The sequence below is a fragment of the Amycolatopsis sp. NPDC043889 genome, from assembly GCF_056435645.1.
In genome coordinates, this window is record NZ_JBWKEC010000010.1 from 185,290 (window position 1) to 210,514 (window position 25,225).

Here is a 25,225-nt window from a genome sequence, read left to right on the forward strand (position 1 = left end):
CACTGGTAGAAATGTCCGATGCGGGATTTCTTCAAGGGTTTCCGGATGTTCGGGCAAGGCCTGGGCATCCTTCTGCGGTCGCCGAGACTGCTGCTGATCGGCGCGCTGCCCGCGTTGCTGACCACGCTGTTGCTGATCGGCGGTGTCGTCGCGCTGGCTTTCTGGATCGATGATCTCTCGCTGCTGCTCACCCCGTTCGCCGACGACTGGTCGCCGGGCTGGCAGACGACGATCCGGGTGGCGGCCGGTGTCGCGGTGTTCGGGGTGGCGCTGGCCATCGCCATGATCGGGTTCACGGCGATCACCCTCGCCGTCGGCGGGCCGTTCTACGAACACATCGCGGAGAAGGTCGAGGACGACCTCGGTGGCGTGCCCGGCGCGGTGGACCTCTCGGGGTGGCGGTTGCTGGTGCTGGGCCTGAAAGACGGCATCGCTCTCGTGCTCCGCTCGCTGCTGTTCACGATCCCGCTGCTGATCGCGGGCTTCATCCCGGTGGTGGGGCAGACGGTCGTGCCGGTCCTGCTGGCCTTGGTGACGGCGTGGTTCCTGGCGCTGGAACTGATCGCCGTGCCGTTCTACCGGCGGGGGATGGGCTTGAAGCAGCGCCGGCCGCTGCTGCGCCGGCACCGCGCGCTCGCCCTCGGGCTGGGGCTTCCTGTGTCGCTGCTGTGCCTGATCCCGTTCGCCGCGCTGATCGTGATGCCGGTGGGGTTCGTCGGCGGTGTGCTCGTCGCCCGTGAGGTCCTCGCGGCGGAGGCCTCCTGAGCCTCCCCGGGCCGTGTCTGTGTCAGATGACGCAGACACAGCAGCCCCTCGGCGCCATCGTTGGCGGACACTGAGGGGAGCTTCCGATGAAGAGAGCACTGTTCCTGGCCACCGCCATACCGATCGCGGCCCTGCTGACGACCGGTCCGGCCGTCGTCGCCGAAGGGATCGTGTCCGGGGTGGTCAAAAGCCGCGGACTCCGGAGAGCCGATCGCCGGAGCGTGCGTGACGCTGTTCGATCTCGACCTGAAGGAAGCTACAAGGCACGCGCGACCGCCGCCGGATATGCCGAGCTTTGGTCGCACAACAAGGGAAGCGCGCTCGCCGCGGACGTACTTGGCCTGCCGCACGCACTGGATTTCGGCTTGCCGCAGGGCGCGGCCACCGTCCGCGGCCGGATCACCGACCAGGGAAAGCCCGCCGCGGGGGCGTCGGTGAGCTTCACCGACCAGAACCAGCGGTGGTGGTCGACGGTCCTCACCGCAGCGGACGGCACGTACTCGTTCGGCGACGTGAAGGCGGACACCTACACGATGGTGATCACCTACGGCGATCGCTCGCAATGGATCCGGCAGAAGGCGAGCTTCCCGGAGGCGGAGACCTTCGTCGTCGCCGATGACCAAGTCGCCGTCGTCGACGAGGCGATCGCACCGTACGGGAACCTCCGGGTGGTCGCGACGGACGAGAAGACCGGCGCGCCCATCGCGGGAGCGTGCTCGCAAGTCGAACAAGGGCATCCGCCGCAGCTGCGCAAATGCGCCGGCGCGGACGGCAAGCCCACCCTCGGGTACGTCTACAGCTACAGCGCGCGCACCGGGGACATCCTCGACTGGGCCACGCCGGACTCGGACGGGCAGTACACCGTCAACGGCCTCGCCGCGCAGAACGTCAAGATCAAGTACTACGTCGACGCCGAATGCTGGTACCGGGACGCGGCCGATTTCGCCTCCGCCACACCGATTCCGGTCACCGCCGGGCAGACCACCGGCGGTGTGGACCTCGGTCCCTGCCGCCGCTGAGCCTCAAGTTCGTGAAGGCCTCCTTCCCTACCGTGAGGGTAAGGAAGGAGGCCTTCACGGACCACGCCGGACCGGCACCACTCAGCCGATGGGCTCGATCCAGATGTTGCGGAACCGCGGGTTCTCCCCGGGATCCCCGTGGTCCTGCAGCCGGATGGCGCCCGGTGCCGCGCTCTCCGGGATGCTGTCGCCCGTCCCGCCGTCGATCGCCACGTCGTTGTGGACCACGACGCCGTTCCAGACCACGGTCACCCGGGCGTTGTCGGTCTTGTTCCCGGCACCGTCGAACCGCGCGGCACGGAAGGTGACGTCGTAGGTCTGCCAGGTTCCGGGAGCCGTCGCCATGTTCCGGTCGGGTGCCTTCTTCGAGTAGATCGCGCCCGCTTCGTTGTCGGCGAGCGTGGTGTCCCCGAAGGATTCGAGCACCTGCAGTTCGTAGCGTTCCTGGAGGTAGACGCCGCTGTTGCCCCTGGCCTGCCCGGTGACCTCCGGCGGATAGTTCGGCTCGTTCCACTCGACATGCAGTCGGAAATCACCGAACTGCTGTTTCGTGCGGATGTCCCCGCCGTACGACTCCATCGCGCCGCCCGAGACCGGCCAGGTCGCCGCGCCGCCCGCGCGTTTCTCCCACGCGTTCAGATCGGTGCCCTTGAACAGCTGGATACGCCGCGACTCGGTCAGGGTGAGACTGTCGAGATTGACGTTGCCCGCGTCGCCCGTGTCGTAGCGATAGGAGATCGTGTTCGCCCCGGCTTTCAGGTTCAGCGTCTCGGGCTGTGTGTTCCAGGTGTCCCAGTTACCGGTACTGGCGAGCCTGACCTGTTTCACCTTCGTCCCGTTGACGTAGACGGTCACCGATTTGGTCCCTGGCGCCGGATCCGGGCCGTTCGAGTAGCGCAAGGCCGCGTTGTAGGCACCGGACTTCGGCGCGTTCACGGTGAACGTCGTGGCGGCGCCCTGGTTCCAGTAGCCGTCGACGAATCCGGTGCCCGTGTAGCCGGCGTGGTTCGTGTTCGTCCCGGCGCCACCGCTCAACGCGGCCCGCTCGGCCTCGTAGGTCGTACTCGCCGGAGGGCCACCGACCAGAGAATTGAGCGTGTACCAGGCCTCGGTGCTCCACAACGCCGCACCGGACTCCGCCGCGAACGGACGCGGCGAACGCACGTGGACCACGTGCCCTGCCTTCAGGCCCGCCATCTGCAACGTGACCTTCTTGCGGTCGGCCGAGAGGCTCGCGGCCGTGACGGACAGGGTCTGCTCGTCGATCTTCGGTCCGCCGTACGCGGGGGTGGGCTGGTAGCGCCACTGCTGAGCCTGGTACTTCGCCGCGAGGTTTTGCGCGGTTTCGACCGACAGCGGCTGGGTGTACTCCAGTTCGAATCCGCCCGCGACGGCCCGCATGGCGCGGATGTCGAAGGCGTTCGTGCCGTTGGGCGTCACCTTCTGGAGGCCGTAGGCGAGCTTGCCGGGCTGGCCCCAGTTGCCGCCGCCGTCGATCCCGCCGGTGTAGATCGCGCCGTCGGGGCCGAGGCTGATCCGGCTGACACCCGACTCGAGTCCTTGTGTGAGACGGAAAACGGCTCCCTGGTACTCGCCGTTGACCTTCTCCAGGAACGCTCGCTGAAGCCCGCCGTAGGTTACGTCGCCGTACACCATCTGCCCGGCGAACGGGCCCTGCGAGAGCATGACCATGTTGCTCGGCGAGTTCGCGATCTCGTTGTGCGGCAACCACAACACGGGAGCGGTGACGGGCTTGGAGTCGAACGGGCCCGGGGGATTGGTGTAGTGGTTGAAGAAGCGGTCCTGCTTGACCCGGACGAGCTTGTTCGCCGGAAGCCAGCCGCCCTGGTTGTCCGTGACGAAGACGTCGCCTTCCGGTCCCCAGCCGATACCGTGCGGGGTGCGCAGCCCGCCGGCGATGTAGGAGACCTGGCCGGTGGCCTTGTTCACCTTGATCGTGGTGCCGCGGTTCGGCGCGGGCTGCGGGTCGGTGGTGGCGCCGCCGTAGTTGATGGACACGGAAAGGTTGGCGTAGAAGAAGCCGTCCTTGTACAGCAGGCCGAACGCGAACTCGTGGAAGTTGCCACCGAACGGCCACGTGGCCACGGTGCGGTAGTCGTCGGTCACACCGTCGCCGGTGGTGTCGTTCAGTTCGACGAGCCGAGTCTTCTCCGACACGTACAGCTTGCCGTCGACGTACTTGACGCCCATCGGTTCCTTCAGCCCGCTGGCGACGCGCTGGGTGCGGACCTTGCTCGGGTCGGTGTTCCCGCTGACGTTGCTCAGCAAGTGGACCTCGCCGAGGGTCTTGTCGGAACCGCCCCAGGTGGCGATGGCGAGCCGTCCGTCCGGCAGCCAGTCCATGCCGGTGACCTGCGGCTGGAAACCGTCGGGACGCAGGTTCGTCAGCGTGAAACCTGGGTGGACGCCGTTCAGTGGCAGGCCGTCACCGGGCGAATCCGTGGCACCCTCGCATTCCTTGCGCCCCGGCGAGGTCACCCGGACGACGTCGGCGTCGGTGCTGAGCACCGAATTCGGCACGAGCGCGAAGTCCGCCGCGCCCGGTGGCCGCCATTCGAGGGTGACCTGCTGGTCGTGGAGGTTGTCGAAATGGTCGATCCGCAGTGCGTGATACCCGGTGCTCAACTGGACCGAACCGGTCGCGGGAGTCGCGCCGTGCAGGCCGTCGTGGTTGATCACCGTCTGGCCGTCGATCCGGAGCCGGGAGCCGTCATCGCTGGTGAGCCGGAATTCGTACTGCCCGGCCGAGGCGATGTTGATGTTGCCGATGACCTCGGAGACGAACTGCTCGTTGAGCCCGAAGTCGGCCGTGGTGGTCCAGTTGATCGTCGGCATCAGCTTGTCGACGTTGGGAGTCTGGCCGGATTTGATCGCGCAGAGCTTGGTGAGCTCGCGCTGCAGGTCGTACGTGCGGAGCGTGACACCTGGTTGCTGGGGTGGGATGGCCGCTTCTGCCGGGGCTGTCACCAGCCCGGACACTGCCGTGACCAGCGCCAACGAGGCGACGATGGTCCGGTTGAAGCGCTTGCGGACAGACGGAAGCATCGTTGCTCCTCGGGTCGGCGGCGGAGCACCTCTGTGACGACGCTGAACCTAAGAGGACTTTCGGTTGAAGTCAACGAAAGTATGTACAGAACGGACGAAAGTTAGTCCGAACGGTCTCTCCGATAGAGTCGTGGCCTGCGGGAGGGAGGGCGATTGACGACGGAATCGGGCGGGCCCCGGCTGCGTTCGGCCGTTCTCACTCAGGCATGGGAACGCATCGACGGTGTCGAGGTCCTGTCGTCGGCCGACGGCGGTCCGCTGACCCGGACGATCAAGAAGCTCATCGACCCGCTGGTGATCCGCACCGCCGCGCGGCCCCGGCTCGGCCGTCCCGTGCTGGACCCGGCCACGGCGGCCGAGTTGACGGAAGTGCTGCTGGCCGACGCCGACAGGCTGCGCGCGACGGCCTCGTGGTTCATCCACCTCAAACGACAGCGCCGCGCCCTGCGTATCACCGCGGGCAACGTCCAGGACGTGTGTTTCCCGCTGGCGTACGAATTGGCGACCGGTTTCGGCTCGCCGGGGCCGGACGCGGCGGAGACGGCCGCGGCGGCGTTGCGGGATCTGCACGGTGAGGGCGGCGCCGTGGGCGTCGATCAGCTCACCTCCTACCTCTCGGATCCGCGGTACTCGGCCGAGCTGACCGCGGAACTGCGGCGCCGCTGGCAAGCCGAATCCGCCGTACCGCAGGACATCACCGCACTCGGCGCGTTCGTCGACGAACTTTCCGACTCCGCTTGGCGAGCGCTCGCCGATTCGGTCACCGGGCACGCTCTCGGCCTGATGCTGCGACAGCCGGGCGGAGCCCGCGGTCTGAGCGAAGTCGTTCAAGAGGTTTCAGGGCTGCGCGCACCGGATCTCGGTCTGCAGCGCGGGGATCGCACCACCGTCCCGCCGCTGAACCGGAGCGACGAAACCGGTCCCGAACTCCTGGAACGCAGTGTCGAGCGACGGGTGCGCGCGACCCTGCGCCGTCTGCCTCTGGATGAGCGGGCTCCCGTCGCCGAGCTCGTCGATGACGAACTCACCAGGGTCGCCGCCGGATTCGGGCTCGGCTTGCCCGCGCTGGCCGCGTGTTTCGCGCTCGGGGTCGTCCTCGCGCCCGCGCTGAGGCCACTCGACGGCGCGGCGCCCGCCGGCGTTCCCGAATTCGCGCGGCGGCTCAATGCCCAAGTCGCCCGGGAGGGGTACGTCCTGCACGCTCGTCGAGCCCTGGCCGGCGTCACGCCGCTCACTCCGCGACCCGACGCCGAACTCCTGCGCGATCTTCACGAGTTCGCCAAGCACTTCCTCGGCAGGCTGTGGGTCCGGCTGCACGGCTTCGACGTCCGCGGTGACCAGCCCGCCGACGCCGCCGAAGTACGCGACCTGGTCACCGGCGTGGTCCGTTCGACCTCACTGGATCTGCGGACGAAGGTGCGGCGCGCGCTCACGGCCCGCCTGCCGGAGCTGGAGGCCGTGTCGTGACGCATCCGGTGCATACTCCCGTCATCGCGGCCGATGGCGGCCTCATTCGCTTCGCTCTCGTCGATCTTCTCGCGGGCCGGGCCTCCACGATGCACATCGAACTCACCGACGCCGCGGCCGCGGAACCCTGGCTGACCCGGCTCGCGGGCGCGGAGGCGACTCTCGTCGCGCTCGGCCAGGGCCACATCGAGCTTCCTGCCCAGCCGGAACTCGGCAGGCTCGCTTTGCTGCTGTGGCTGCGTCGCTGGTGGCCCGCCGGTCCGTCACTCGGGATTCCCCCGCTGGATCCGGCCTTGCTGGATCTCGAGACTGCGGTCGCGACGGCCGACGTCGAGGGCCTGGCCGAAGGTCTTCTCGACGGGTTCGAAGCTTCCCCTGCCGAGCTGTTCGACGCGGCCATCGCGGACGACGCCCTCCTGGCGGCGGGCCCGCCGGTCGCCGAAGAAGTCCGCGGATTGTGCACCCGGCTCGCCGCCTGGTTCGACGACGAGGACGACGTCGTACGCGCCGAGACGGCGGCGGAAATGTCGGCACGGTGGGAAACGGCGACACCCGGCCAACGCGCGTACGCGCTGGCCGCGGGCCTCGATCCGCTCGCACCCGGCGAAGGGGTATTGGCGAGCGGACGCGCGAGCGTCGACTGGGCGCGGGTACCACCTGGGATCCTTGACGCCGGTGAGGACGCGGTGACCTGGCGGATCGTCGCCGCCGCGACCGCCACGAGGCTCGAAATCGTCGTCGCGGGCGCGTTCGCCGACGCGGCCATCACCGCGTTCGCGAGTCATGCGGGCGAGCCGTTCGCCGAGGTGCCGCTGGAGCTGGGTGCCGGGCGGTTCTCCGGCACGGCGGAGCTGGACGAGACCGCGACCAGGCTCGCCGCTCGTGTCCATAGTGGACAGATCGCCGTCGTTGTCGGCGTCGCGGGAGAAGGTGTCGACGGGACCACGGCGGAAGACCGGGCCGAGGTGGTCGCGCTCGTCCGGGCACGTCCTCCGGCGGCAAGGACGCTCGCCGAACGGGCGGCGGCCGCTTCCGCCGATGAGGAGTTCTGACGTGCTCGTCGGCATGCCACCGCCCCGGAATTCACCCGACCGCCCGCTGCCGCCCGAACTGGGGCCGGCGACCTCGCACGGTTACAACTGTCGTTGTGTCGCACGGCATTTCGGCCTCGATCCGGCGCCGTACGGCGAACTGCCCGCGTGCTCGCTGTCTGAACGCCAGTACCGGAAGCTGCTCGTCGACGCGGTCAAGCTCCAGGACAAGGCCAAGCGGCTCGCCGCCGCCCGGGACGTCGCCGGCGCGCACCGGACGTACGGCAAGATGCGGGAGATCGCGCAGCGGCTCGACCGGACGGATCTGGACCTCGCCGCGGTCAGCGATCTGGCCACCGTCTGCTACTCCGCCGGAGACCTTCGCAACGCTCGTCAGTGCGCCGACGCCGTGCTCCAGGCCTTCAAGGTCAGCACCACCGCCATCGTCCACTACGGACAGTACGTCGAACTCCGGATGATCGAAGGCTCCCGCGAGGTAGCCGAGCGCGTGCTCATCTCCCTGTGCACGGAGGAAGGTGACGTCGCCAAGGCGCGGGAGCTGATCGTCGGGCAACGCCGCCGGGCGGCGTCGCGCAAGGAAGAGGGGCCGGAGCAGTACCCGCCCGAGTTGCTCGACGTGTACGGCGCGGACGAGCTGGAACTGCGGATCTTCGACGTGCGTGTCCAGATCGCCGCCGGGGACATGGCGGGCGCGCGGGCCGCGATCGAGGAGATCCTGACGGCGTTGGACGCCATCGCGGAGATCGACGAGATCCGCGGGCAGGTGGCGGCGCTGCAGGCGATGGCGCGAGCCGAGCGGGCCCGCGTCCGCCAGGCGGGTGGCGAAGACGCCGACGCGCGCGCGGATCTGCTGCGGCTGAGTGCCCAGCACGAAGGCTGTCCCTTGGCCGCCAGGGCGAGCATCGAGCTGGCGGCCGACCGGGCCTTCGGCGGCGACCTCCCCGGAGCGGTCGCCGCGATCGTCGCCGCCCGCGAGGAACTCGCGGCCGCGGGCCTGAACGGCGATGTCGCGGAGGCGAGCCACGCGCTGGGCACACTGCTGCTGCACACAGGCGACGTCGTGCAGGCCAGGGATCAGTTCGAGCACGCCGGAAAGATCTGGACGGCCAACGCCGACGTGCCGGGTCTGCGGCGCCTCGACGTGGCATTGGCCCGCTGCGCGATGGCCGAAGGCGACTGGACGAAGGCGAGTGAACACGTGACCCGCGCCCGGGAGTCGGCGCGGACGTCGGGGGACTGGTCGGATCGCCTGCACACGGATTTCGTGGCGGCGACGATCGGCTTCGCGCACGGCGAAGACCTCCCGGCCGTGCTGGACCTGCTGCTTCCGCTTGCGCTCGCGGCGGCGGAGTACCGGTTCGAGTTCACCTCGCCGCAGGCACGCACGGCCTGGGCCCGCGACGTCGCCGGTCCGGCGACGGAAATGGTGATGGCGCTGCTGGCGCAGCTCCAGGAGCCGAGGCTGGCGGCGGAACTGATCGAGCGCACCTGCGCCGTCGGGGCGTACACGGGTGTGGAGGGGCGCTCGCTCGACCTCACCGGCGCGCTGCCCACCCTCGAAGTGGGCCCGGTGGCCGAAGGGCTTCCGTTGGCGGCACTGGGTTCCGTGACGTCGTCGCTTCCGCTGCGGCTCGCCCCGCCGCCCGCGCTGCGCTGGTCGCCCTCGTCGCCCATGGAGCTGGACCCGTGGCTCCGCCGCGCCGCCGAGCGGTATCAGCTACCCCGCACGGTCGCCGAAACCGTCGAGACCTGGCCGTCTGCGAAGCCCGGACGCGAGACGTTCCTCCTGCGCTACGCCGACGCCGGCCACACCTTCCTTACCTGGCGGACCACCGAGGACCTCGACACCGTCCACACCCATCCGATCGAATTCGCCCTGGTCGGGACCGCTCGCCAATTCTTGGACGCCGCGTCGCCCACACCACGCGAAGGCGAGAGCGCGGCCGACGCCGTCCGTCGCTCACTGAGCGAAGACGCTTTCGGCAGCTTCGACGGCGAACAACGCCTGGCCCGCGTCCTCGCTCTCAACATCCTGCCCGCGGACCTGGTCGAGCGGCTCCGGCGCGCCGCCGACGGCGGAACCCGCCCGCTCCTGCGGATCCAGCCGTCCCCGAGCCTCGCCGGTGTCCCGTGGGGGCTGCTCGCCCTGCCCGACAGGCGGGCCGACCACGTGCTCGAGATCGACGAGATCGGCAGCTGTTTCGACAGTGACGAGCGCGTGCTCGACGTCGCCGACGTCTCGCTGCTCGCCCCGGCCGCGATCCCGCGCCGTCCGCCCGCCGGCGACGGTCCGCCCGTCTACCTGCTCGACCCGCGTATCCCCGGCCAGAGTGCCTTCGGCGAACTGGGTTCCGTGCTCGGCAAGCAAGAACCGGCGTCGCCGCTGATCCGTCATCTCGACAAGCGGATCGCCGACGGCCCGGTCCTTCCCGCCGCCGTCCGTGGGCTCGATCTGGTCCGCCGCACCGACACAGACCGCCGTCTGCTCGCCGAACTGCTGTCCGGCCCCTGTGCCCGGTTGGTGTTCGTCGGACACGTCAGCCGCGTCCGCGACGAATACGGCGCGCAGACCGCGCTCCATCTGTCCTGTTCCGCCGACCTTCCCGGCACGGCCGCGCCGATCGGAACGCACCGGCCGTTCACCGCCGCCGACCTCGCGCTGTCCGAAATGGACACCATGCCCGCGCGGGTGGCGCTGATCGGCTGCGCCAGCGCGAGCGATTTCGGTCTGGCCGAACCGTTCGGTGTGCTGCTCGCCGCCGTCGCGGCCGGAGCGGGGCTGGTCGCCGCCACGGTCTGGGCGTTGCCGACTTCGGCCGCGGTGCCCGGTTCGGACCCGATGTCCGAGCTCGTCATCGCCGTCGACACCGCGCTCGCCGGGGAGGATCCGGTCACCGAACTGTGCGCCTGGCAGCGGTCCCGGCTCGCCCGCTGGCGCGAAAAGCCGGAACCGGCGGCCTCACCGGTCTTCTGGGCGCCGCTGACCTGCCTCGACGCGACCGACGACGGGAAAACCTGGGTTCGGTAGCGGGACGGCCGCCCGAAGCTGTGTCCAGCACGAACGACACGGCGAAAGGCGGCACCCGATGTTCAAGAAGATCCGCGACAAGATCAACGAAGCGACGCAGCAGGGCATGACGCGGGGCGAGCAGGACTTCCAGCGTCACGCGGAGCAGTTCCGGCAGGCCGCCGCCGCGCAGGGTCACGACATCACCCCGCAGCTGCCGACGCCGCAGCTGGCCGCGCAGGCGTTCCGGAGCCTCAACGCCGACCCGGACATGGCGGCGTTCATGGCGCTGCCGATGGACGAGCAACTGCGTCAGCAGCAGGAGCTTCAGGCCTACGGCACCGAACTGCGGCGGCTCTACGACACCTGCGAGCCCGCCACCCTGGTGGTCCGCGAGCTGGAGCCGACCGGCCGGAAGATCGCCGGGCAGGCGCAGTACACCGCGACGCTCGAAGTCACCCGCACTGACGGCACCACCTACCGGACGGTGACGCAGCTGATCGCGCCGCTGGCGACGATCCAGCAGTACGCGCCGGGCACCCGCCACGAAGCCCGCGTCGACCCCGCCGACCCGGCGAAGGTCGCCGTGTTCGGGCCGATCTCTTAGCGCTGGTAGGCGGAGCTGCGAGAGGTCCGGAGAAGTGACCATACGCGTGAACCCGCCCGGCCGAAGGCCCCGCTATCGCGGTGGCAGGGCGCCTTGCTCGCTCGACATGACCTTTTTGCCATACCGCGCCCTGCCGACGTCGATCGCGGTCGCGGGTTCACCCACAACAGTTAGGCGGCGGCGATGTTCGGGACCTTCGAGTTCGGCCTGCCGGGAGATCCCCGGCAGGCCCACCGCCCCGGCCTGCGGCTCTGGCTGCTCGGCGTGCCGACGACGCTCGCCTGGGCGGCGGCGGGCTGGTCGGGCGCCCTCGGGCTGCTGGACGGCTTCCGGTTGATGTCGCTGAACCGCGTCGACGCGTGGGGGCCCGACGCGGGCCCGGCGGTTTCGCTCGTCCTGTTCTTCAGCGTCTCGATCACGGTGGCTTCGTCGCTCGGGTTCGCGATGCTGTGGGGCGGCGGGATGTCGTTGCGTGGGATGGGCATCGGCTTCCGGGCGAGCAGCCTCGCCGCGTCCCTCGGCATCGCGCTGGGCAGCGGCGTCGCGATCCCTTCCTGGACGCCGCCCGAGGCGGTGGGGAAGCGGCTGCCGTCCGAACCGTGGACCGAGGTGGACTGGATCGTCTACTACGAGCCGTACCTCGTTCCGGCCGTGGCCGGGGTGACCGCGCTGGTCATGATCATGGTGCTGGGACGGGCGTTCGTCACCAAGGCCGAGGCGGACGACCGCGCGCAGGCGCTGGCCCAGACGGGCCGTCAGGTGATGGGCCAGGTACTCGGCGTCGAGTTCACGAACGTCTGGGTGATGGGGAATCCCAGGTTCACCGTGCAGGTCCGGTTCCCCACGGACGACGGCGAGCGGACCGTCGTCACGACGATGATCACCCCGCCGCTTCAGGCCCCTGCCCGCGGCTCGACGGTGAAGGTCACCTACGACCCGCGGAACCCCGACTCGGTCCAAGTGGACCCGGATCCCGCCGATCGGGCCGCCGGCGGAAACTTCGGTGCGTTCCTGCCTCCGCTGTTCTGATCGCCCTCTACACTCGCGCGGATGGACGAACAGACGGCAGAGGTGTCCACCGCGCCAGCGGTGCGCAAGGCGATGATCCGGCTGGTCCCGTTACTCGGGCTGCTCTATCTGCTCAACTATCTCGACCGGGTCAACGTCGGGTTCGCGGCGCTCACCATGAACGCCGACCTCGGCATCAGCTCGGCCGCCTACGGGCTCGGCGCGGGCCTGTTCTTCGTCGGGTACTTCTTCTTCGAAGTGCCCAGCAACGTCATCCTGCACAAGGTCGGCGCCCGGATCTGGATCGCGCGGATCATGATCACCTGGGGCATCGTCGCCTCGGCCACCGCGTTCATCCAGGGCGAGGTCAGCTTCTACATCGTCCGGGTACTGCTCGGGATCGCCGAGGCCGGGTTCTTCCCCGGCATCATCCTTTACCTGACCTACTGGTTCCCGCGAAAGCAGCGGGCCAAGATCGTCGCGCTGTTCTTCCTCGCGGTGCCGCTCTCGTCGGTCATCGGCAGCCCGGTCTCCTCCCTGCTCATCAAGCACGGCGACGGCGTCCTGGGTTTCGACGCCGGGTGGCGGTTCATGTTCTTCGCCGAAGGGGTGCCGTCGATCCTGCTCGGGGTGGCGGTGTTCTTCCTGCTGCCGAGCAAGCCGAAGGACGCGAAGTGGCTGACCCCCGGCGAGCGCACGGCGTTGCAGTCGGCGATCGACGCGGAAGACATCCGTGAGGTCGGCAAGGAGGTGAGCACCCGATCGGCGCTGACCGATCCGCGTGTGCTCGCGCTGAGCGCCGTCTACTTCGGCATCATCTTCGGCCTCTACGTGCTCGCGTTCTTCCTCCCGCAGGTGATCAAGGGCTTCCAGGAGCAGTTCCAGACCAACTACAGCATCGTGGAGATCGGGCTCATCACGGCGATCCCGTACGCCGTGGCCGCCGTCGCCATGGTGTTGTGGGCACGGCATTCCGACCGCACCGGCGAACGGGCGGGGCACGTCGCCATCGCCGCGTTCGTCGGCGCGGTCGCGATCGCCGCCGCGCTGTATCTCGGCTCGCCGCTGTGGGTGATGATCGCGGTGACCCTCTGCGCGGTCGGCGTGTTCACCGCGATCCCGGTGTTCTGGCAGCTGCCCAACGCCTTCCTGTCCGGAGTCGGCGCCGCCGCCGGGATCGGCCTGATCAACTCCTTCGGTAACCTGTCGGGCTTCGTCGGCCCCTACCTCACCGGCTGGTTGCAGGGTTTGACCGGGAGCTTCCGCGCCGGGATGTGGGCCGTCGCCTTCTTCATGGCGATGGCGGGGGCCATCGCGTTGACCTTCCGCGGCAAGGACAAACGCGCGATCAAGTGAGGTGGTCGAAGTCGCCGTTCACCCACCGGATATGGGTTTCGGCGCTTCGGCGCACCACCGCGCGGGCATCCCGGTCGATGGTGTCACCACCGAGGGTGTAGAGGCGGTCGTAGGAGAACTCGTCGAGCCGGTCGACGATGCGGCGGACCACGGCTCCCGACAGCGGGATGTGCTTGGGGAAGTTGCGCTGGAACGAAACCCAGTCCGGCGCGAGCCCGCCCGAGATCGTGTCCCCGGCCAGGATGCTGCCGTCCGGCGTCCTGGCCACGGCGCTGCCGCGCATATGCCCGCCGAGCCGGACGAGTTCGAGGCCCGGCAGGGGTTGCACGCGCTCGTCCCAGAACTCGAACGCCGGATCGGGGGCGGGCAGCCATTCGCGGTTGCGTTCGTTGACCAGCACCGGAACCCCGCCCAGCGCGCGGCTCCAGCCGAGCTGGGCGCCGAACATGTGCGGGTGGCTGGTGGCGATCACGGCGACGTCGCCGAGCCCGCGCACGACGTCGAGCACCTCGGTGTCCAACCAGGACGGCGGATCCCAGAGCAGGGTGCCCGCCGGGGTCACCGCGATGAACGACCAGTGCCCGATCGCGAGGTTCGGCTCCCGTTTGATGCTGTGCAGGCCACGTCCGTGATCGCGGTGCGAGGTCTTGTGCGGCACGGAGATCAGTTCCTCGTGCGTCCACCAGCGTCCGGTGTGCGCGCCGAGGTCACCGGCTTCCTCGATGCCGACCTCGCCTCGGTCGAGAACGCACCGGGGAGGCTCGGGAGTGGCGGGATGTTCGATACCGCACCTGTCGCAGATCCGCATGATCGACAGCTTGCGACCTCCAGTGCGCTGGAGGTCAAGACGCGTCTTCCCCCGGCTCGCCGAGCCGGGGGAAGACGGGGGTTCAGCTGATGGTCGTCTTGCCGAGGACGGCGTCCTGGTCGGGCGGGTCGAGCGCGAGCTGGACGTCGAACTCGCCGAGCGAGCTGTCGGTGACGATATGCGAGGTCGCCGCGGCGTCCACGCTGCTGGTCGCCTCGCCGGCGGGGGTGCCCGCGGGGATGGTGAAGTCGACCTTGCCCTGCGCGGTGAACTTCAGCGGCCCTTCGGCGGGTACCTCGGTGTCCGGGATCGGCAGCTCGATGGGAATCGAGATCTTCTGCTCGCCGAGCGCGATGTTCACCTTCGAGCCGATCGTGCCGGAGAGCTTCTTGGCACCGACGAGCCGGAGCCCGTCGCCCGCGGCCTGACCGGCGTCGACGTCGAGGGTGAACGGCACCGAAACCGGCTCCCCGGCCTTCGCCGCCGCCGGGATTTCCGCCTTCACGACCACCGCGACCTTCTGGTCGCCGATGATGGGGAAGCCGCCCTTGTACGTGAGATTCTTTTCGACGGCGGCAGCGGTTCCCGCCGCGGCGAGCATGACCGTCCCGGCGACGGCGGCCGCGATCCCGGCCGCGCAGAACCGCCGAACACCCTTCCGTACGAGGGTTTCCGTCATGTCAGGTCCTTTCATCGTTGAATGGGCTCGAAACCGAATGTAGGTGGAAAGTCACCAACGAGGAAAGGAAAAGATCTCTCGCGTTTTCTTTGCGCTTCGATCTTGTCACGTGTATGTGGAATGGCGAGTTCGTGAATTGTCATGCGGGGGAGGAAAGGGGAAATGGTGTCCGCATTCTTGTCACCTCGGTGACAGGTGCGACGGACGCGAGGTGAGCGGGCTAGGGTCTTGATCGTGACCGAACGACCCGAGCCGTGGCACCTCCGGACCCGCAGGTTCCTGCGCGCGACGGATCAGCGCGGCGAACTGGTGCGCGGGGCGCGGTTCCTCCGCAGGCTGGTCCCGGGTGACCCGCTCGCGCCGTCGACGGGCCGCTCGTCCGACCGGCTCGCCCGGCTGCTCGCCGAGGCGGGTGCGGACCGGCCCAGCGCCACCCGCGAGCTGGGGCTGGCCGCCGTGCAGGCCTGGCAGGCCGTCCGCCGGTCCGGCGCGCCGCCGGTGTCCGCGGACGGGATCACGGTGCTGTTCACCGATCTGGTCGGCTTCTCGACATGGGCGTTGCAGGCGGGCGACGAACGCGTGCTGGAGCTGCTGCGTTCGGTCGGCGAAGTGACCGAATCGGTCGTCACCGGGCATCGCGGCAGCATCGTGAAGGGCCTCGGCGACGGCGTGATGGCCGTGTTCGCCGACCCGGGCGAGGCGGTGAACGCCGCTTACGAGACGTGCTCCGCCGTGAGTGTGATCAAGGCCGAGGGCTATCTCCCGCACCTGCGCGCGGGGCTTCATCGAGGGAATCCGCGGCGGGTCGGTAACGACTACCTCGGCGTCGACGTGAACATCGCCGCCCGCGTCATGGCCGCCGCCGACGGCGACGAGGTGCTGGCCAGCGGAAGTGTCGTCGACGAGCTGGACCCCGGCGCGGTGATCGTGCGACCGCGCCGGAGTTTCCGCGCCAAGGGGACCCCGAAGGACCTCCGTGTCTACCGTGTCGTACCTCGCTACTCCTCGTGAGTGGTGAGGACGCTATCGAGGGGTAGGTCAACGGTGGCTTTCGCGGCATGAGTACCGGGCACCGTCTTCGGGATGCGCACAGCGGAGGTGTACCCGAATCGCCGCTCGTGACCACCTCCGTGGGCGCGTTCATCGGACGCCAGGAGTCGGGAAAGTCCGTGAAGGCCTCCTTCCCTACCCTGAATGTAGGGAAGGAGGCCTTCACGGACTCGCCGCGTTCGCTTTGCCGCTCACGGGCCGGAGTCCTAGCCGGGCATCTCCGAAGGCTGCGAGTCCAGCCCCGCCCGGCGTTTCGTCCAGCCACCGCGCGTGAAGTCCGGCACCGCGACCGGTTTCCCGCCGCGAGCGAGGGAGACCACGCTCAAGGGCACGGGGGAGCACCAGGCCGCCGAGTCGTAGACGTCGATGTCCGGCACCAGCCCGGCGCGCATCTGCTGCACGATCCGCCACTGCAGCACGTAGTCCATGCCGCCGTGCCCGCCGAGGTTCGGGTCGTCCTTGAGCTTCTTCCACAGCCAGTGGTCGTGACGGTCGCGGTACGGCCCGAAGTCCTTCCACGCGTGGCCGCTGTGGTCGGGCTCGACGTAGATCCGGGCGGGGTAGTCCTCCACGATGCCGCGGCTGCCGGCGAGGCTGTTGATGCGGCTGTACGGACGCGGCGAGCTGACGTCGTGCTCGGCGCGGATGATCCGGCCCTGCTCGGTCTCGATCAGGCAGGTCACCAGGTCGCCGTTGATATAGGTCTCTTTCCACGACGGGTGGCCCGGCGGCATGTGGCGCTTCCGGTAGTCTGCGAGCCCCTTCGGCTCGGTCGCCGTGGCGCGCAACGTGGCGAACCGGTCGCCGCGGTTGACGTCCATGCAGGCGGCGATCGGCGCGAGGCCGTGCATCGGGTAGAAACTCGCGGTGCTGCGGGTGTGCCACTTCCGGCGCCACGCGTCGGTGTAATACGTGTCGGAGAACAGCAGTTCGCGCAGGTCGTGCAAATAGCCGCCGTGTCCGTTGGTGACCTCGCCGAAGACGCCTTCGTGCGCCATCTTGAGGATGGCCAGCTCGTTGCGGCCGTAGCTGCAGTTCTCGGCCAGGAACAGGTGTTTGCGGGTCTGCTCGCTGGTGTTGACGAGGTCCCACAACTGGTCGAGCTCGGTGGCGATGGGGAGTTCGACGCCGACGTGCTTGCCTGCCAGCAGCGCCGCCTTGCCCTGGGGGTAGTGGAACTCCCACGGGGTGGCGATGTAAACGAGGTCGATGTCGTCGCGGGAGAGCATCTTCTGGTAGGCGTCGGCGGATCCGCCGTACTCAGCCGGGCGAGGACGCCCGCCGGCGGCGAGTTTGTCCGCGGCGGCCTTCGCGCGCTCGGCGCGGATGTCGCAGACCGCGGTGACCACGGCGCCCGGGACGGCGCTCCACCCGCCGATCATGGACATACCGCGATTGCCGAGACCGATCAGCGCGATCCGGACGGTCTGGTGCCGCTCGAACGGGACCCCGATCATGCTGCGCTGACCAGGACGGCGGGGTGCGCTTTCCGCCTCTTCCGCCGCGGTCGCGCTCGTCGGGATCGCGGCGAGCGCTCCGGCGGCGAGCGCGCCGCCGAACAGTGTCCGCCGGGAGACTGAGGGCAGGTCGGCCATGAAGAACACTCCTTCGTGTCGCCTTCGGTGCCCAGACTTTGTCCAATCGCCGCCGGATATGTCAAGAGATGTGCCAAAGTGTGCAGTAAACTGCACTATTGCGCAATTTGGATGCTTGTTTGCCGGTGTTTCGCGCAGCCCGGGTGCGCGTACACATCCGGGCCGCGCGGATGGTCATCGACGGATCAGCACCTGGTCGATCGACTTGCGCACCAGGTTCGGCACCACGCAGTCGTCGGCTGGATAGCCGACCGGGATGACGGCGAACGCCTTCTCGTTCAGTGGCCGCTCGAGTAGTTCGCCGAGGAACCGCATCGGCGACGGCGTATGCGTCAAGGCGGCCAGCCCCGACAGATGCAACGCCGTGAGCAGCATGCCGACCGCGATGCCCACCGACTCGTCGACGTAGTAGTGCTTGTGCTTGGTGCCGTCCTCGTCGAGGAAATAGCGCTGCTGGAAGACCACGATGAGGTACGGGGCGTCGGTGAGATGGGTTTTGACGGCGTCGGTGCCCAGCGGGCGCAAGGCGGACAGCCACTCCTCGCCGAGCCTGCCCTCGTACGAAACGCGTTCTTCCTCTTCGGCGGCCTCACGGATCCGCTGTTTGGTCTCGGCGTCCTTGATGAGCACGAACGTCCATGGCTGCTGATGCGCGCCGCTGGGCGCCGTGGCCGCCACCGCGATGGCGTCCACCACCACCTGTTCGGGCACGGGGTCCGTCGAGAACATCCGCACGGTGCGGCGGGTGTCCATGCGGCGGCGCAGATCGGCGGCGGTGGCCAGCGATTCTTCCGCGGGCACGCGCGCCGGACGGTAGGGAACCGGCTCGAAGGGGTCGCCGTAGGTCGGGGTCCACTGTGCTGTGGTCATGATGGCGATTCTGGCGGCGGACCCGGTTTTCGGGAAGCCCCGGAGCCGGGTTATGTCCCTGGAGTTATGCCGCCGTCTGTCTCAAGTGGACGGAAGCCGGTCGTCGTAACCGGCGGGCGGTTCCGCTACCTAGAGCGCCACTTAGCGGTGTCGCGGCGTAGAGATAGGTATCCACTGCACGACTTTCGTCGGTGTCAGGTTTCTCTTGCCGCGCACCAGAATCAGCACACCCGTCCCCATCGCGCGGCCGAACCCGGGCCGCAGAAATGAGTCGGAACCATGCGACTGCGCTCCTTCGCCCTGATCGCCGGCACCGCCTTCGCGGCGCTGCTCGGCGTCACCGCCCCCGTGGCGTCCGCCGCGGAACCGTCCTCCGACGTCCAGCCGATGATCATCGGCGGCCAGAACGCGTCGAGCGGCCCGTGGGCGGCCAGGCTCTTCGCCAACGGCAGGCAAACCTGTACCTCGACGATCATCGCGCCTCAGTACATCCTGACCGCGAAGCACTGCGTGGCCAGTAGCGGTACGTTCACCTTCCGGATCGGCAGCCTCGACCAGCAGAGCGGCGGCACCATGGCCACCGGCTCCACCGTCACCCGGCACCCGAGCGCCGACCTCGCGATCGTGCGGCTCACCGCGCCGGTGAACGCGACGTACTCGCCGCTGGGCACCACCGCCAACGTCTCCGTGGGGCAGACCGTCCAGGTCTACGGCTGGGGCGCGACCAGCCAGTGCGGCTCGGAGATCAACTGCCAGTCCCGCTACCTGAAGGTCGCCAACGTGTCGGTCACGTCGGTGTCCTGCCGTGACTACAACGGCGGCATCGCGGTGTGCGCGCGCCGCGGCGACGGCATCACCGCCGGTGGGGACTCGGGTGGCCCGATGTTCGCCTCCGGCCGTCAGGTCGGCGTCGCCTCGACGAGCGACCGGCAGACGACCACCGCCTACACGAACATCACGCGGTACCGGCCCTGGATCCAGCAGATCGCCGGCGTCTGAGGGGTATGGCGGACGTGGCGTGGTCCAGCACGGGGCCGAACTGGCTGACGTAAGCTGACCATGCCCCGCGTGCCCGATCGATGTCCAAATGTACGGTTCCGAGTGGGGTCGTGAGTGGTAATGAGGGTTAGAACGCTCATTACCACTCACGACCCCCTGGTGAAATCGGGCAAACCATCCGAAACGGGCGTACTTCTCCGAGCGGTGTCCCTTGTGGACGGTCATGAGAGGTGCCAGGTCTTTTGAGGGGCCGCGCCCGTCTTCAACCTCGGCGTGCACAGGGCCCTCCCCGGCGCTTGCCGGGGAGGGCCCTGTGCTTGCTCTAGTCGGGACGGCCGACTTGGGTGTTCGACAGGTCGAGACCGATCGCGAAGTCCGCCGTGTAGCCGCTGCCGGTCTGTTGTGGACGCAGCAGCATCTGGGCACCGCCGTTGCGGTAGATCGAGTCCCGGCTGTTGGTCGTGTCGGCCGGACCTTTCCGCCGGTACGGTTCGGTCCGCAGATAGGCCGCGCCGAACTCGGGCGTGAAATAAAGCTGCGAGGTGAACTCGTACGGCCTGCCGTTGGTTCCGACGGTGCGTATTTTGATGTGGATATGCAGCGTGCGTCCCGTGTACCAGCCTGGCAGAATGGTGGTGAACCGGGCCGCTCCCGATTGGTCGGTGTTCTGGTAACCGCGCAGGAAACGGCGGCCGCGACTTCCCTGGGACGGAATGTCGGAGTACAGCCCGAACGCGTCGCACTGCCAGAGGTCGACCATGGCTCCCGGTAGTGGCGTGCACTGCTGCTGACGGATTTGCTGAACGGTGAAGTTGATCACCAGCGCGGTGCCGGGAACCAGTTGCCCGGTGGAGGGCTCACTGCGGATGTCGGAGCGGTTGAGTCGTTCGTCGACGAAGTACGGGCCCTCCATCTGCTCTGGTTTGACCACGCAATCCAGCGTGCAGACCTCGGGTGTGCCCGCGTTGAAGGTGGTGGCGCTCGCGGTGGCGGATCCGGCGACCGTGAGTGTCGCGCCGGCGGCGCCGAGAAGGATCAACGCCTGCCGCCTGCCGAGAACTCGGCCTACTGGCTCATCATCGTCATGCATGGGGTTCCTTTTCGCCAAATGATGGGAGTAAGGGAACTGAGCGCAACAATGGATTGTCGCAGGGTGCCGCGCGCATCCGATTGTCCGCCATGATTCGCTCGCTGTCGAGACGGTTCACTCTCGTGCATCATACTTCGAAGCGAGCAGTATTATTTGATGGGCCGAATTCTCGAACCGCTGCTACGGCATTTCGCCTACGGCGCCTCGAAATCCATCTTGAGAAAGCTTGCGTGCCCGGTGGTTCGCGACGTTGACGCGATTCCCGCATAATCCCGGCATGCAATAGCGACGCCGCCCCGGACGTGTTGTGTCGATGAACGCACCTCCGCAAGTAGGTGCGCCGCAGGCGCGGAACCGTTCCACGCCGAGAGACCGGACGACGCCGAGTATCCCGACGCCGCAGACCAGGGCCAGGGAGTCCGCGACCGTCGCGTCAGGCCGGGCCGAAACGGCCCATCGTGCGCTGTCGGTCAGAAGAGTGACGTCACCGATCGAAGAGGTGAGCGCGGTGGCTCCGGTGATGAGGCGTGCCTGATCCGGGTGGTCGATCAGATCCCGCACCGTGACGCGTAACCGATGAACGGCACGCAGATCACCAGGCCGGGTGGGCTCAGGCAGTGCGTGAAGCTCGGCGAAGGCGGCGAGAGACTCCAGGTCGGAAAGCTTGTCTTCGCCGTGCCAGACCTTCGGGGCGGTGTTGACCAGGTCGGTAGCGACGCCCGCCGCCCGGACGTAATCGTCTAACGCTACTTGCATCCCTTACCGACCTCTCGTATCTTCGCGGTTAACTGCTAGTTTAACCCTTACCTGGAGGTTGTCCGTGGAGATCGACGCCCTGGTGTTCGACATACTCGGCACGCTCGTCGACGAACCGGCCGGGATCCGCGAGGCGGTCCGGCAAGCGGCGCCGGGCACCGATGCGGATGACCTGGTCGGCCAGTGGCTGGGCCACATCGAGACCGAGCAGCGGCGCATTGTCGCGGGGGAACGGCCGTTCGCCCCGAGCGACGTTCTCGACCGCGAAGCGGCCCAGTTGGTCACTAAGACCGACGTGGTGCCGAGACTTCCGCCCTGGCCCGACACCGTCGAAGGGCTGGCTCGCCTCGCGGAGCGATACCCGCTGATCGGTCTCTCCAACGCCGGCCGGACGAGCCTGCTCCGGATCAACGCCCATGCGGGTCTCCGGTGGCATCAAGCGCTCTCCGCCGAGGAGGCGCGGACCTACAAACCGGACCCGGCCGTCTACGAGCTGGCCGTCGAGCTGAGCAAGACGAGGCCGGAGCGGCTGCTGATGGTCGCCGCCCACGCATGGGACCTGAGGGGAGCACAGAGCGTCGGTCTCCGGACCGCCTACGTCGCCAGGCCCGTCGGGGACCCGCCGAAGGCCATGGATCGCTTCGACTTCCACGCAGACGGCCTCGCCGATCTGGCCGGTCAGCTCGCGAAAAGCCGGATGTGATCAAAACTGTCGGTGCCTCCCGCTAGGTTCATCCCAGTCCCCACCGAGACACCCCGCAAGGAGAAGATGCGTTGTCAGACTGGGAAAGAGCAAGCACGGCCAGGGTGTTGCCACCCGCTCGCCCGCGCAAGCTCGCGAAGGTCCCGTTCGTCGAACTGGCCGACGGACGGGTGCAGGGCGTGGTGTCCAGCGGATCGGACATCGGCCGGGTGTACGTCTCGTCGGTCGCGGCGAGCACGTACGAGTTTGCCTGCAGTACCAACAACAACCGGCCCTGCGGCGGAGCCCGGGGCATGTTCTGCAACCACATTCTCGCCCTGATCAACGAATCCACCCTTCAGTACGGTGCGGAGCGGGTCGCGCGGTACTTGCGCGTCGAGGTTCCGGAGCCGACCGCGCAGGCCATTTCGCAGACCATGAGCGCGACGCGGCCGTCGCAGGGTGACAACACCGCCGCCGCTTCCGTGTTCAGCCAGTTCTTGCGGCACTTGGCCTACCTCGAATTCGAGCCGTCGACGGCGCCGGTACCGGAGCTGCAGTGGTTCCCGCCGACGAGGGCGGTGGTCTGATGCGTGTCGATCTGCTCACCGATCCCATCGCCGGTCTCGACGAGGCGCTGGCGGTTGTCGATGCCTTCGACGACGTGCTCGTCGCCGGCTTGCTGCGTCCCCAGAAGATCGCGGGCTTGACGGAGCTGGCTGACGCCGTCGCGGGGTCGCCATTGGCGTCCAGAGTCGCCGAGGCGGCCGAGAAGACCGCAGCTGGTGCCGCAGGGGAGGAACATTTCGTTTCCCTTGCGGCGGCACGGATCGCGGTGTTCGGCTCCGTGCACGACGCGGTTCTCGCGCGCCTGGTCGAAGCGACCGGCCGGCCGCTGGGCGAGGACTCCGCCGGGCAAGCCGCCGAGCCGGAACCGCTCAATCTCCTGGTCGCCGCACGGTCCTGGCTGTCCGATCTGGCCCGCGCGGGCTGGCAGGGTATCGACCACGACCTGATCTCGGCTTCGGCGCAGGTGATCTCCGCGCTGCTCGCGGAACCGAGCCTCCGTCGGCTGGCCGTCCTGCTCGACGGTTTCGCCGCGGAACTCGCGGCGTCCTGTCCTGGAGCGGCGCTGGAGCGGATCCCCGCCCGGCGCTGGGGCGACCTGTGGTCGCGCGGAATGCTGCTGACCCTGCCCGGGGCGGCGGCGACGCCGGTGATCGGCACGGTCACCGGTCGCCTGTTGCCTCTCGGGGTCGACCTGCTGGAACATGCGACGGCCGCGCAGGCCCAGGTCCACGCGGTGTTCGAACCCGAAGACGGCACCCCGCCGCGGCTCGTGCGCGCGAACGTGACCGCGCCGAAGCCGGACACGATCATCGGCGCCGGGATCTGGCAGTTGCTGCGCCCGCATCTTTCCCTGCTCACGGCGATCAGCGAGGGCCGCTCGATGGACCTCGCCGACATGCCGGTCACCGCGGAGGGCGACGTCCTCTGGCGAGACGAACTTGCCCGTCTCGGAGAGCCCGCGGACGCGTTCTCGACCGCGCGCGTCGCTCTGCCGAAGGCCGTCACGCCGACGGTCGAGCCGCTGGATCGGCACCCGGTGCGACTCGCCGTTCCCGTCTTCCTCGAGGGGTACGGGATCGAGGGAGACGAAGACGCGCTCACGTTCACCTTCGCCGGGAATCGGCTTTCCGTCGAGACCGATCGCATCCCGGCCGCCGGCCCGCTGACACCCAAGGCGGTCGCGGGTTCCAGCGCGTGCATCGGCCTGATCCGGTGGGACGGCGGATTCCGCCTCCAGCCGCTCGCCGTCGAAACCATCGTGCGCAAGAAGACCACCGCCGTGCACGCCGGAGCCTGGGCAGGCGGCACCACGGACAAGGCCGGGGTGAAAGCCGAGAAGGCGGCCACCGACGCCGCGGCCGTACTGCGCGAACGCGCCGGAAGGCTGTTGCGGAAATGACCGAACCCGAGGACAACCGCCGCCAGGTCCTGTACTGGCGGCTGCTCGCCCGGCTCTTCGACACCGAGGAGCAGGCCGCGCTCGAATCGGCGAGTGTGGCCGTGGTCGAGGACGTCGGCCTGCCGTCCGCCGTGCTGGATCCGAACGTCGCGGTCGACTCGATCGTCCAGCGTCATCCGGAGCTGGCGGCCGAGTTCGACGGGCTGATGGTCCCCGAAGCCGAGGAGAGCCGGGACAAGGCCGCGGAAGTGCGGCGCGCGGCGCTCGTGTCGAAGGTGCTGCTCAACGTCTTCGCTCCGGCGCCGCCCACGGTGACGGCGGGGCAGCTGTCCCGCTGGCAGGCCGACGCGGGCTGGCTGGAGCGCGCGTTGGGCTGCCGTCCGGGCGAGTTGCGCGGAGGTCGTCGCGGCGGCGCCCCGACCGGCCTCGGCGGCACCGGCGGTGGTGGCGCGCCCGACCTGAGCACCCTGCTCCCGGCCATCGGCCCGGAGCTCGGCGGCATCGAGGCGGACCTGGTCAAACGGATGCATCTGCGTGAGGTCCTCGCCGACCCGGCGCTCGCGGCGAAGCTGAGCCCGAGCATGTCGCTCATCGAACAGTTGTTGCGGGACAAGGACAACCTGTCCGGAGTGGCGTTGGCCAACGCCAAATCGCTCATCCGCCGCTACGTCGACGAGATCGCGGAGGTCCTGCGGACCCAGGTCGAGAAGGCCTCGACGGGCAAGGTGGACCGTTCGGTCCCGCCGAAGCGCGTGTTCCGCAACCTCGACCTCGATCGCACCATCTGGAAGAACCTCACCAACTGGAGCCCCGACGAGGAGCGGCTCTACGTCGATCGCCTCTACTACAAGCAGACCGCGAAGAAGACCACGCCGCAGCGGCTCATCGCGGTCGTCGACCAGTCGGGCTCCATGGTGGACTCGATGGTCAACTGCGCGGTGCTGGCTTCGATCTTCGCCGGGCTGCCTAAAGTGGACGTTCACCTGATCGCCTACGACACCCAGGCGCTCGACCTCACGCCGTGGGTGCACGATCCCTTCGAAACGCTGTTGCGCACCAACCTCGGCGGCGGCAACGACGGCATGGTCGCGATGGCGCTGACCCAGCCGAAGATCGCCGAACCCGCGAACACCGTGGTGGTGTGGATCTCGGACTTCTACGAGACCCGCGTCGAGCAGCTCTTCGAAAGCATGGCCGCGATCCACCGGTCCGGGGCGAAGTTCATCCCGGTCGGCTCGGTCACCAGCGCCGGCCGGGGCAGCGTGAACCCCTGGTTCCGCGAGCGCTTCAAGGATCTCGGCACGCCGGTGATCTCCGGCCACATCACCAAGCTCGTCCACGAACTCAAGACTTTCCTCACCTCCTGAACCTCCCGAAAGG

Annotated in this window: 21 protein-coding genes; 14 read left to right on the forward strand and 7 right to left on the reverse strand. The window is 68.6% G+C overall.

Annotation, left to right across the window (positions count from 1 at the left end; all coding sequences use genetic code 11):
* Positions 1–18 precede the first annotated feature (18 nt).
* Together AC0685_RS20940 and AC0685_RS20945 are read left to right on the forward strand one after the other, a co-directional pair.
* Positions 19–765: an EI24 domain-containing protein gene (locus AC0685_RS20940; protein ID WP_478227076.1), complete on the forward strand. Its 747-nt coding sequence runs from the start codon at positions 19–21 to the stop codon at positions 763–765.
* Positions 766–851: 86 nt separating this feature from the next.
* The gene (locus AC0685_RS20945; protein WP_478227077.1) at positions 852–1,784 is read left to right on the forward strand and encodes a carboxypeptidase regulatory-like domain-containing protein; all 933 of its coding nucleotides are present in this window, start codon (positions 852–854) and stop codon (positions 1,782–1,784) included.
* 81 nt (positions 1,785–1,865) lie between these two features.
* Here the strand turns inward: AC0685_RS20945 and AC0685_RS20950 are convergent, their stop codons facing one another.
* Positions 1,866–4,850, reverse strand: coding sequence for a 3-keto-alpha-glucoside-1,2-lyase-like domain-containing protein (locus AC0685_RS20950; RefSeq protein ID WP_478227078.1), 2,985 nt, complete (start codon positions 4,848–4,850; stop codon positions 1,866–1,868).
* Between the two features lie 153 nt (positions 4,851–5,003).
* Between AC0685_RS20950 and AC0685_RS20955 the strand changes: the two genes are divergently transcribed.
* The 6 genes from AC0685_RS20955 to AC0685_RS20980 all read left to right on the forward strand — a co-directional run bounded on the left by AC0685_RS20955 (position 5,004) and on the right by AC0685_RS20980 (position 13,347).
* Positions 5,004–6,317 (forward strand): hypothetical protein, encoded by a 1,314-nt coding sequence (locus AC0685_RS20955; RefSeq protein ID WP_478227079.1) that lies wholly within the window; start codon positions 5,004–5,006, stop codon positions 6,315–6,317.
* Positions 6,314–7,369: a hypothetical protein gene (locus tag AC0685_RS20960; RefSeq protein ID WP_478227080.1), complete on the forward strand. Its 1,056-nt coding sequence runs from the start codon at positions 6,314–6,316 to the stop codon at positions 7,367–7,369. Before AC0685_RS20955 ends, AC0685_RS20960 begins: the two co-directional genes overlap by 4 nt.
* On the forward strand, positions 7,356–10,397 hold the full coding sequence (locus AC0685_RS20965; RefSeq protein ID WP_478227081.1) for a hypothetical protein: 3,042 nt from the start codon (positions 7,356–7,358) through the stop codon (positions 10,395–10,397). The genes AC0685_RS20960 and AC0685_RS20965 overlap by 14 nt, the downstream gene beginning before the upstream one ends.
* Before the next feature lie 58 nt (positions 10,398–10,455).
* Positions 10,456–10,983 carry a DUF3592 domain-containing protein gene (locus AC0685_RS20970; protein WP_478227082.1) on the forward strand — a complete coding sequence of 176 codons (528 nt, stop codon included), beginning with the start codon at positions 10,456–10,458 and terminating at the stop codon, positions 10,981–10,983.
* Positions 10,984–11,166: 183 nt separating this feature from the next.
* On the forward strand, positions 11,167–12,012 hold the full coding sequence (locus AC0685_RS20975) for a DUF3592 domain-containing protein (protein WP_478227083.1): 846 nt from the start codon (positions 11,167–11,169) through the stop codon (positions 12,010–12,012).
* A gap of 21 nt (positions 12,013–12,033) precedes the next feature.
* Positions 12,034–13,347 carry an MFS transporter gene (locus AC0685_RS20980; RefSeq protein WP_478227084.1) on the forward strand — a complete coding sequence of 438 codons (1,314 nt, stop codon included), beginning with the start codon at positions 12,034–12,036 and terminating at the stop codon, positions 13,345–13,347.
* Here the strand turns inward: AC0685_RS20980 and AC0685_RS20985 are convergent.
* Both AC0685_RS20985 and AC0685_RS20990 read right to left on the reverse strand, forming a co-directional pair.
* On the reverse strand, positions 13,340–14,155 hold the full coding sequence (locus AC0685_RS20985) for an MBL fold metallo-hydrolase (protein WP_478227085.1): 816 nt from the start codon (positions 14,153–14,155) through the stop codon (positions 13,340–13,342). The two genes, AC0685_RS20980 and AC0685_RS20985, sit on opposite strands and share 8 nt — an antisense overlap.
* Positions 14,156–14,237: 82 nt before the next feature.
* On the reverse strand, positions 14,238–14,834 hold the full coding sequence (locus AC0685_RS20990; RefSeq protein ID WP_478227086.1) for a DUF6801 domain-containing protein: 597 nt from the start codon (positions 14,832–14,834) through the stop codon (positions 14,238–14,240).
* A 228-nt stretch (positions 14,835–15,062) separates the two neighbouring features.
* Between AC0685_RS20990 and AC0685_RS20995 the strand changes: the two genes are divergently transcribed.
* Positions 15,063–15,845 carry an adenylate/guanylate cyclase domain-containing protein gene (locus tag AC0685_RS20995; protein WP_478227087.1) on the forward strand — a complete coding sequence of 261 codons (783 nt, stop codon included), beginning with the start codon at positions 15,063–15,065 and terminating at the stop codon, positions 15,843–15,845.
* A gap of 245 nt (positions 15,846–16,090) precedes the next feature.
* On the opposite strand, the gene AC0685_RS21000 is transcribed toward AC0685_RS20995, so the two are convergent.
* Both AC0685_RS21000 and AC0685_RS21005 read right to left on the reverse strand, forming a co-directional pair.
* Positions 16,091–17,479, reverse strand: coding sequence for a Gfo/Idh/MocA family protein (locus AC0685_RS21000; protein WP_478227088.1), 1,389 nt, complete (start codon positions 17,477–17,479; stop codon positions 16,091–16,093).
* Positions 17,480–17,653: 174 nt separating this feature from the next.
* On the reverse strand, positions 17,654–18,349 hold the full coding sequence (locus tag AC0685_RS21005) for a nitroreductase family protein (protein ID WP_478227089.1): 696 nt from the start codon (positions 18,347–18,349) through the stop codon (positions 17,654–17,656).
* A 279-nt stretch (positions 18,350–18,628) separates the two neighbouring features.
* On the opposite strand from AC0685_RS21005, the gene AC0685_RS21010 reads away from it, so the two are divergent.
* Entirely contained in the window at positions 18,629–19,348 is a 720-nt protein-coding gene (locus AC0685_RS21010; RefSeq protein WP_478227090.1) for a S1 family peptidase, read from the forward strand.
* Positions 19,349–19,670: 322 nt separating this feature from the next.
* Here AC0685_RS21010 and AC0685_RS21015 read toward each other — a convergent pair whose 3' ends face one another.
* Complete coding sequence (locus AC0685_RS21015) at positions 19,671–20,387, reverse strand: dioxygenase family protein (RefSeq protein WP_478227091.1); 717 nt, start codon at positions 20,385–20,387, stop codon at positions 19,671–19,673.
* A gap of 231 nt (positions 20,388–20,618) precedes the next feature.
* Positions 20,619–21,194, reverse strand: a complete 576-nt coding sequence (locus tag AC0685_RS21020) for a CGNR zinc finger domain-containing protein (protein WP_478227092.1) — start codon at positions 21,192–21,194, stop codon at positions 20,619–20,621.
* 64 nt (positions 21,195–21,258) lie between these two features.
* Here AC0685_RS21020 and AC0685_RS21025 point away from each other — a divergent pair, with 64 nt between their 5' ends.
* The 4 genes from AC0685_RS21025 to AC0685_RS21040 all read left to right on the forward strand — a co-directional run bounded on the left by AC0685_RS21025 (position 21,259) and on the right by AC0685_RS21040 (position 25,212).
* Positions 21,259–21,897 carry a haloacid dehalogenase type II gene (locus AC0685_RS21025; protein WP_478227093.1) on the forward strand — a complete coding sequence of 213 codons (639 nt, stop codon included), beginning with the start codon at positions 21,259–21,261 and terminating at the stop codon, positions 21,895–21,897.
* A 71-nt stretch (positions 21,898–21,968) separates the two neighbouring features.
* Positions 21,969–22,466, forward strand: coding sequence for a hypothetical protein (locus AC0685_RS21030; protein ID WP_051071892.1), 498 nt, complete (start codon positions 21,969–21,971; stop codon positions 22,464–22,466).
* On the forward strand, positions 22,466–23,845 hold the full coding sequence (locus AC0685_RS21035) for a hypothetical protein (protein ID WP_478227094.1): 1,380 nt from the start codon (positions 22,466–22,468) through the stop codon (positions 23,843–23,845). The genes AC0685_RS21030 and AC0685_RS21035 overlap by 1 nt, the downstream gene beginning before the upstream one ends.
* Positions 23,842–25,212 carry a VWA domain-containing protein gene (locus AC0685_RS21040; RefSeq protein WP_478227095.1) on the forward strand — a complete coding sequence of 457 codons (1,371 nt, stop codon included), beginning with the start codon at positions 23,842–23,844 and terminating at the stop codon, positions 25,210–25,212. Before AC0685_RS21035 ends, AC0685_RS21040 begins: the two co-directional genes overlap by 4 nt.
* The last annotated feature ends 13 nt before the right edge of the window (positions 25,213–25,225 follow it).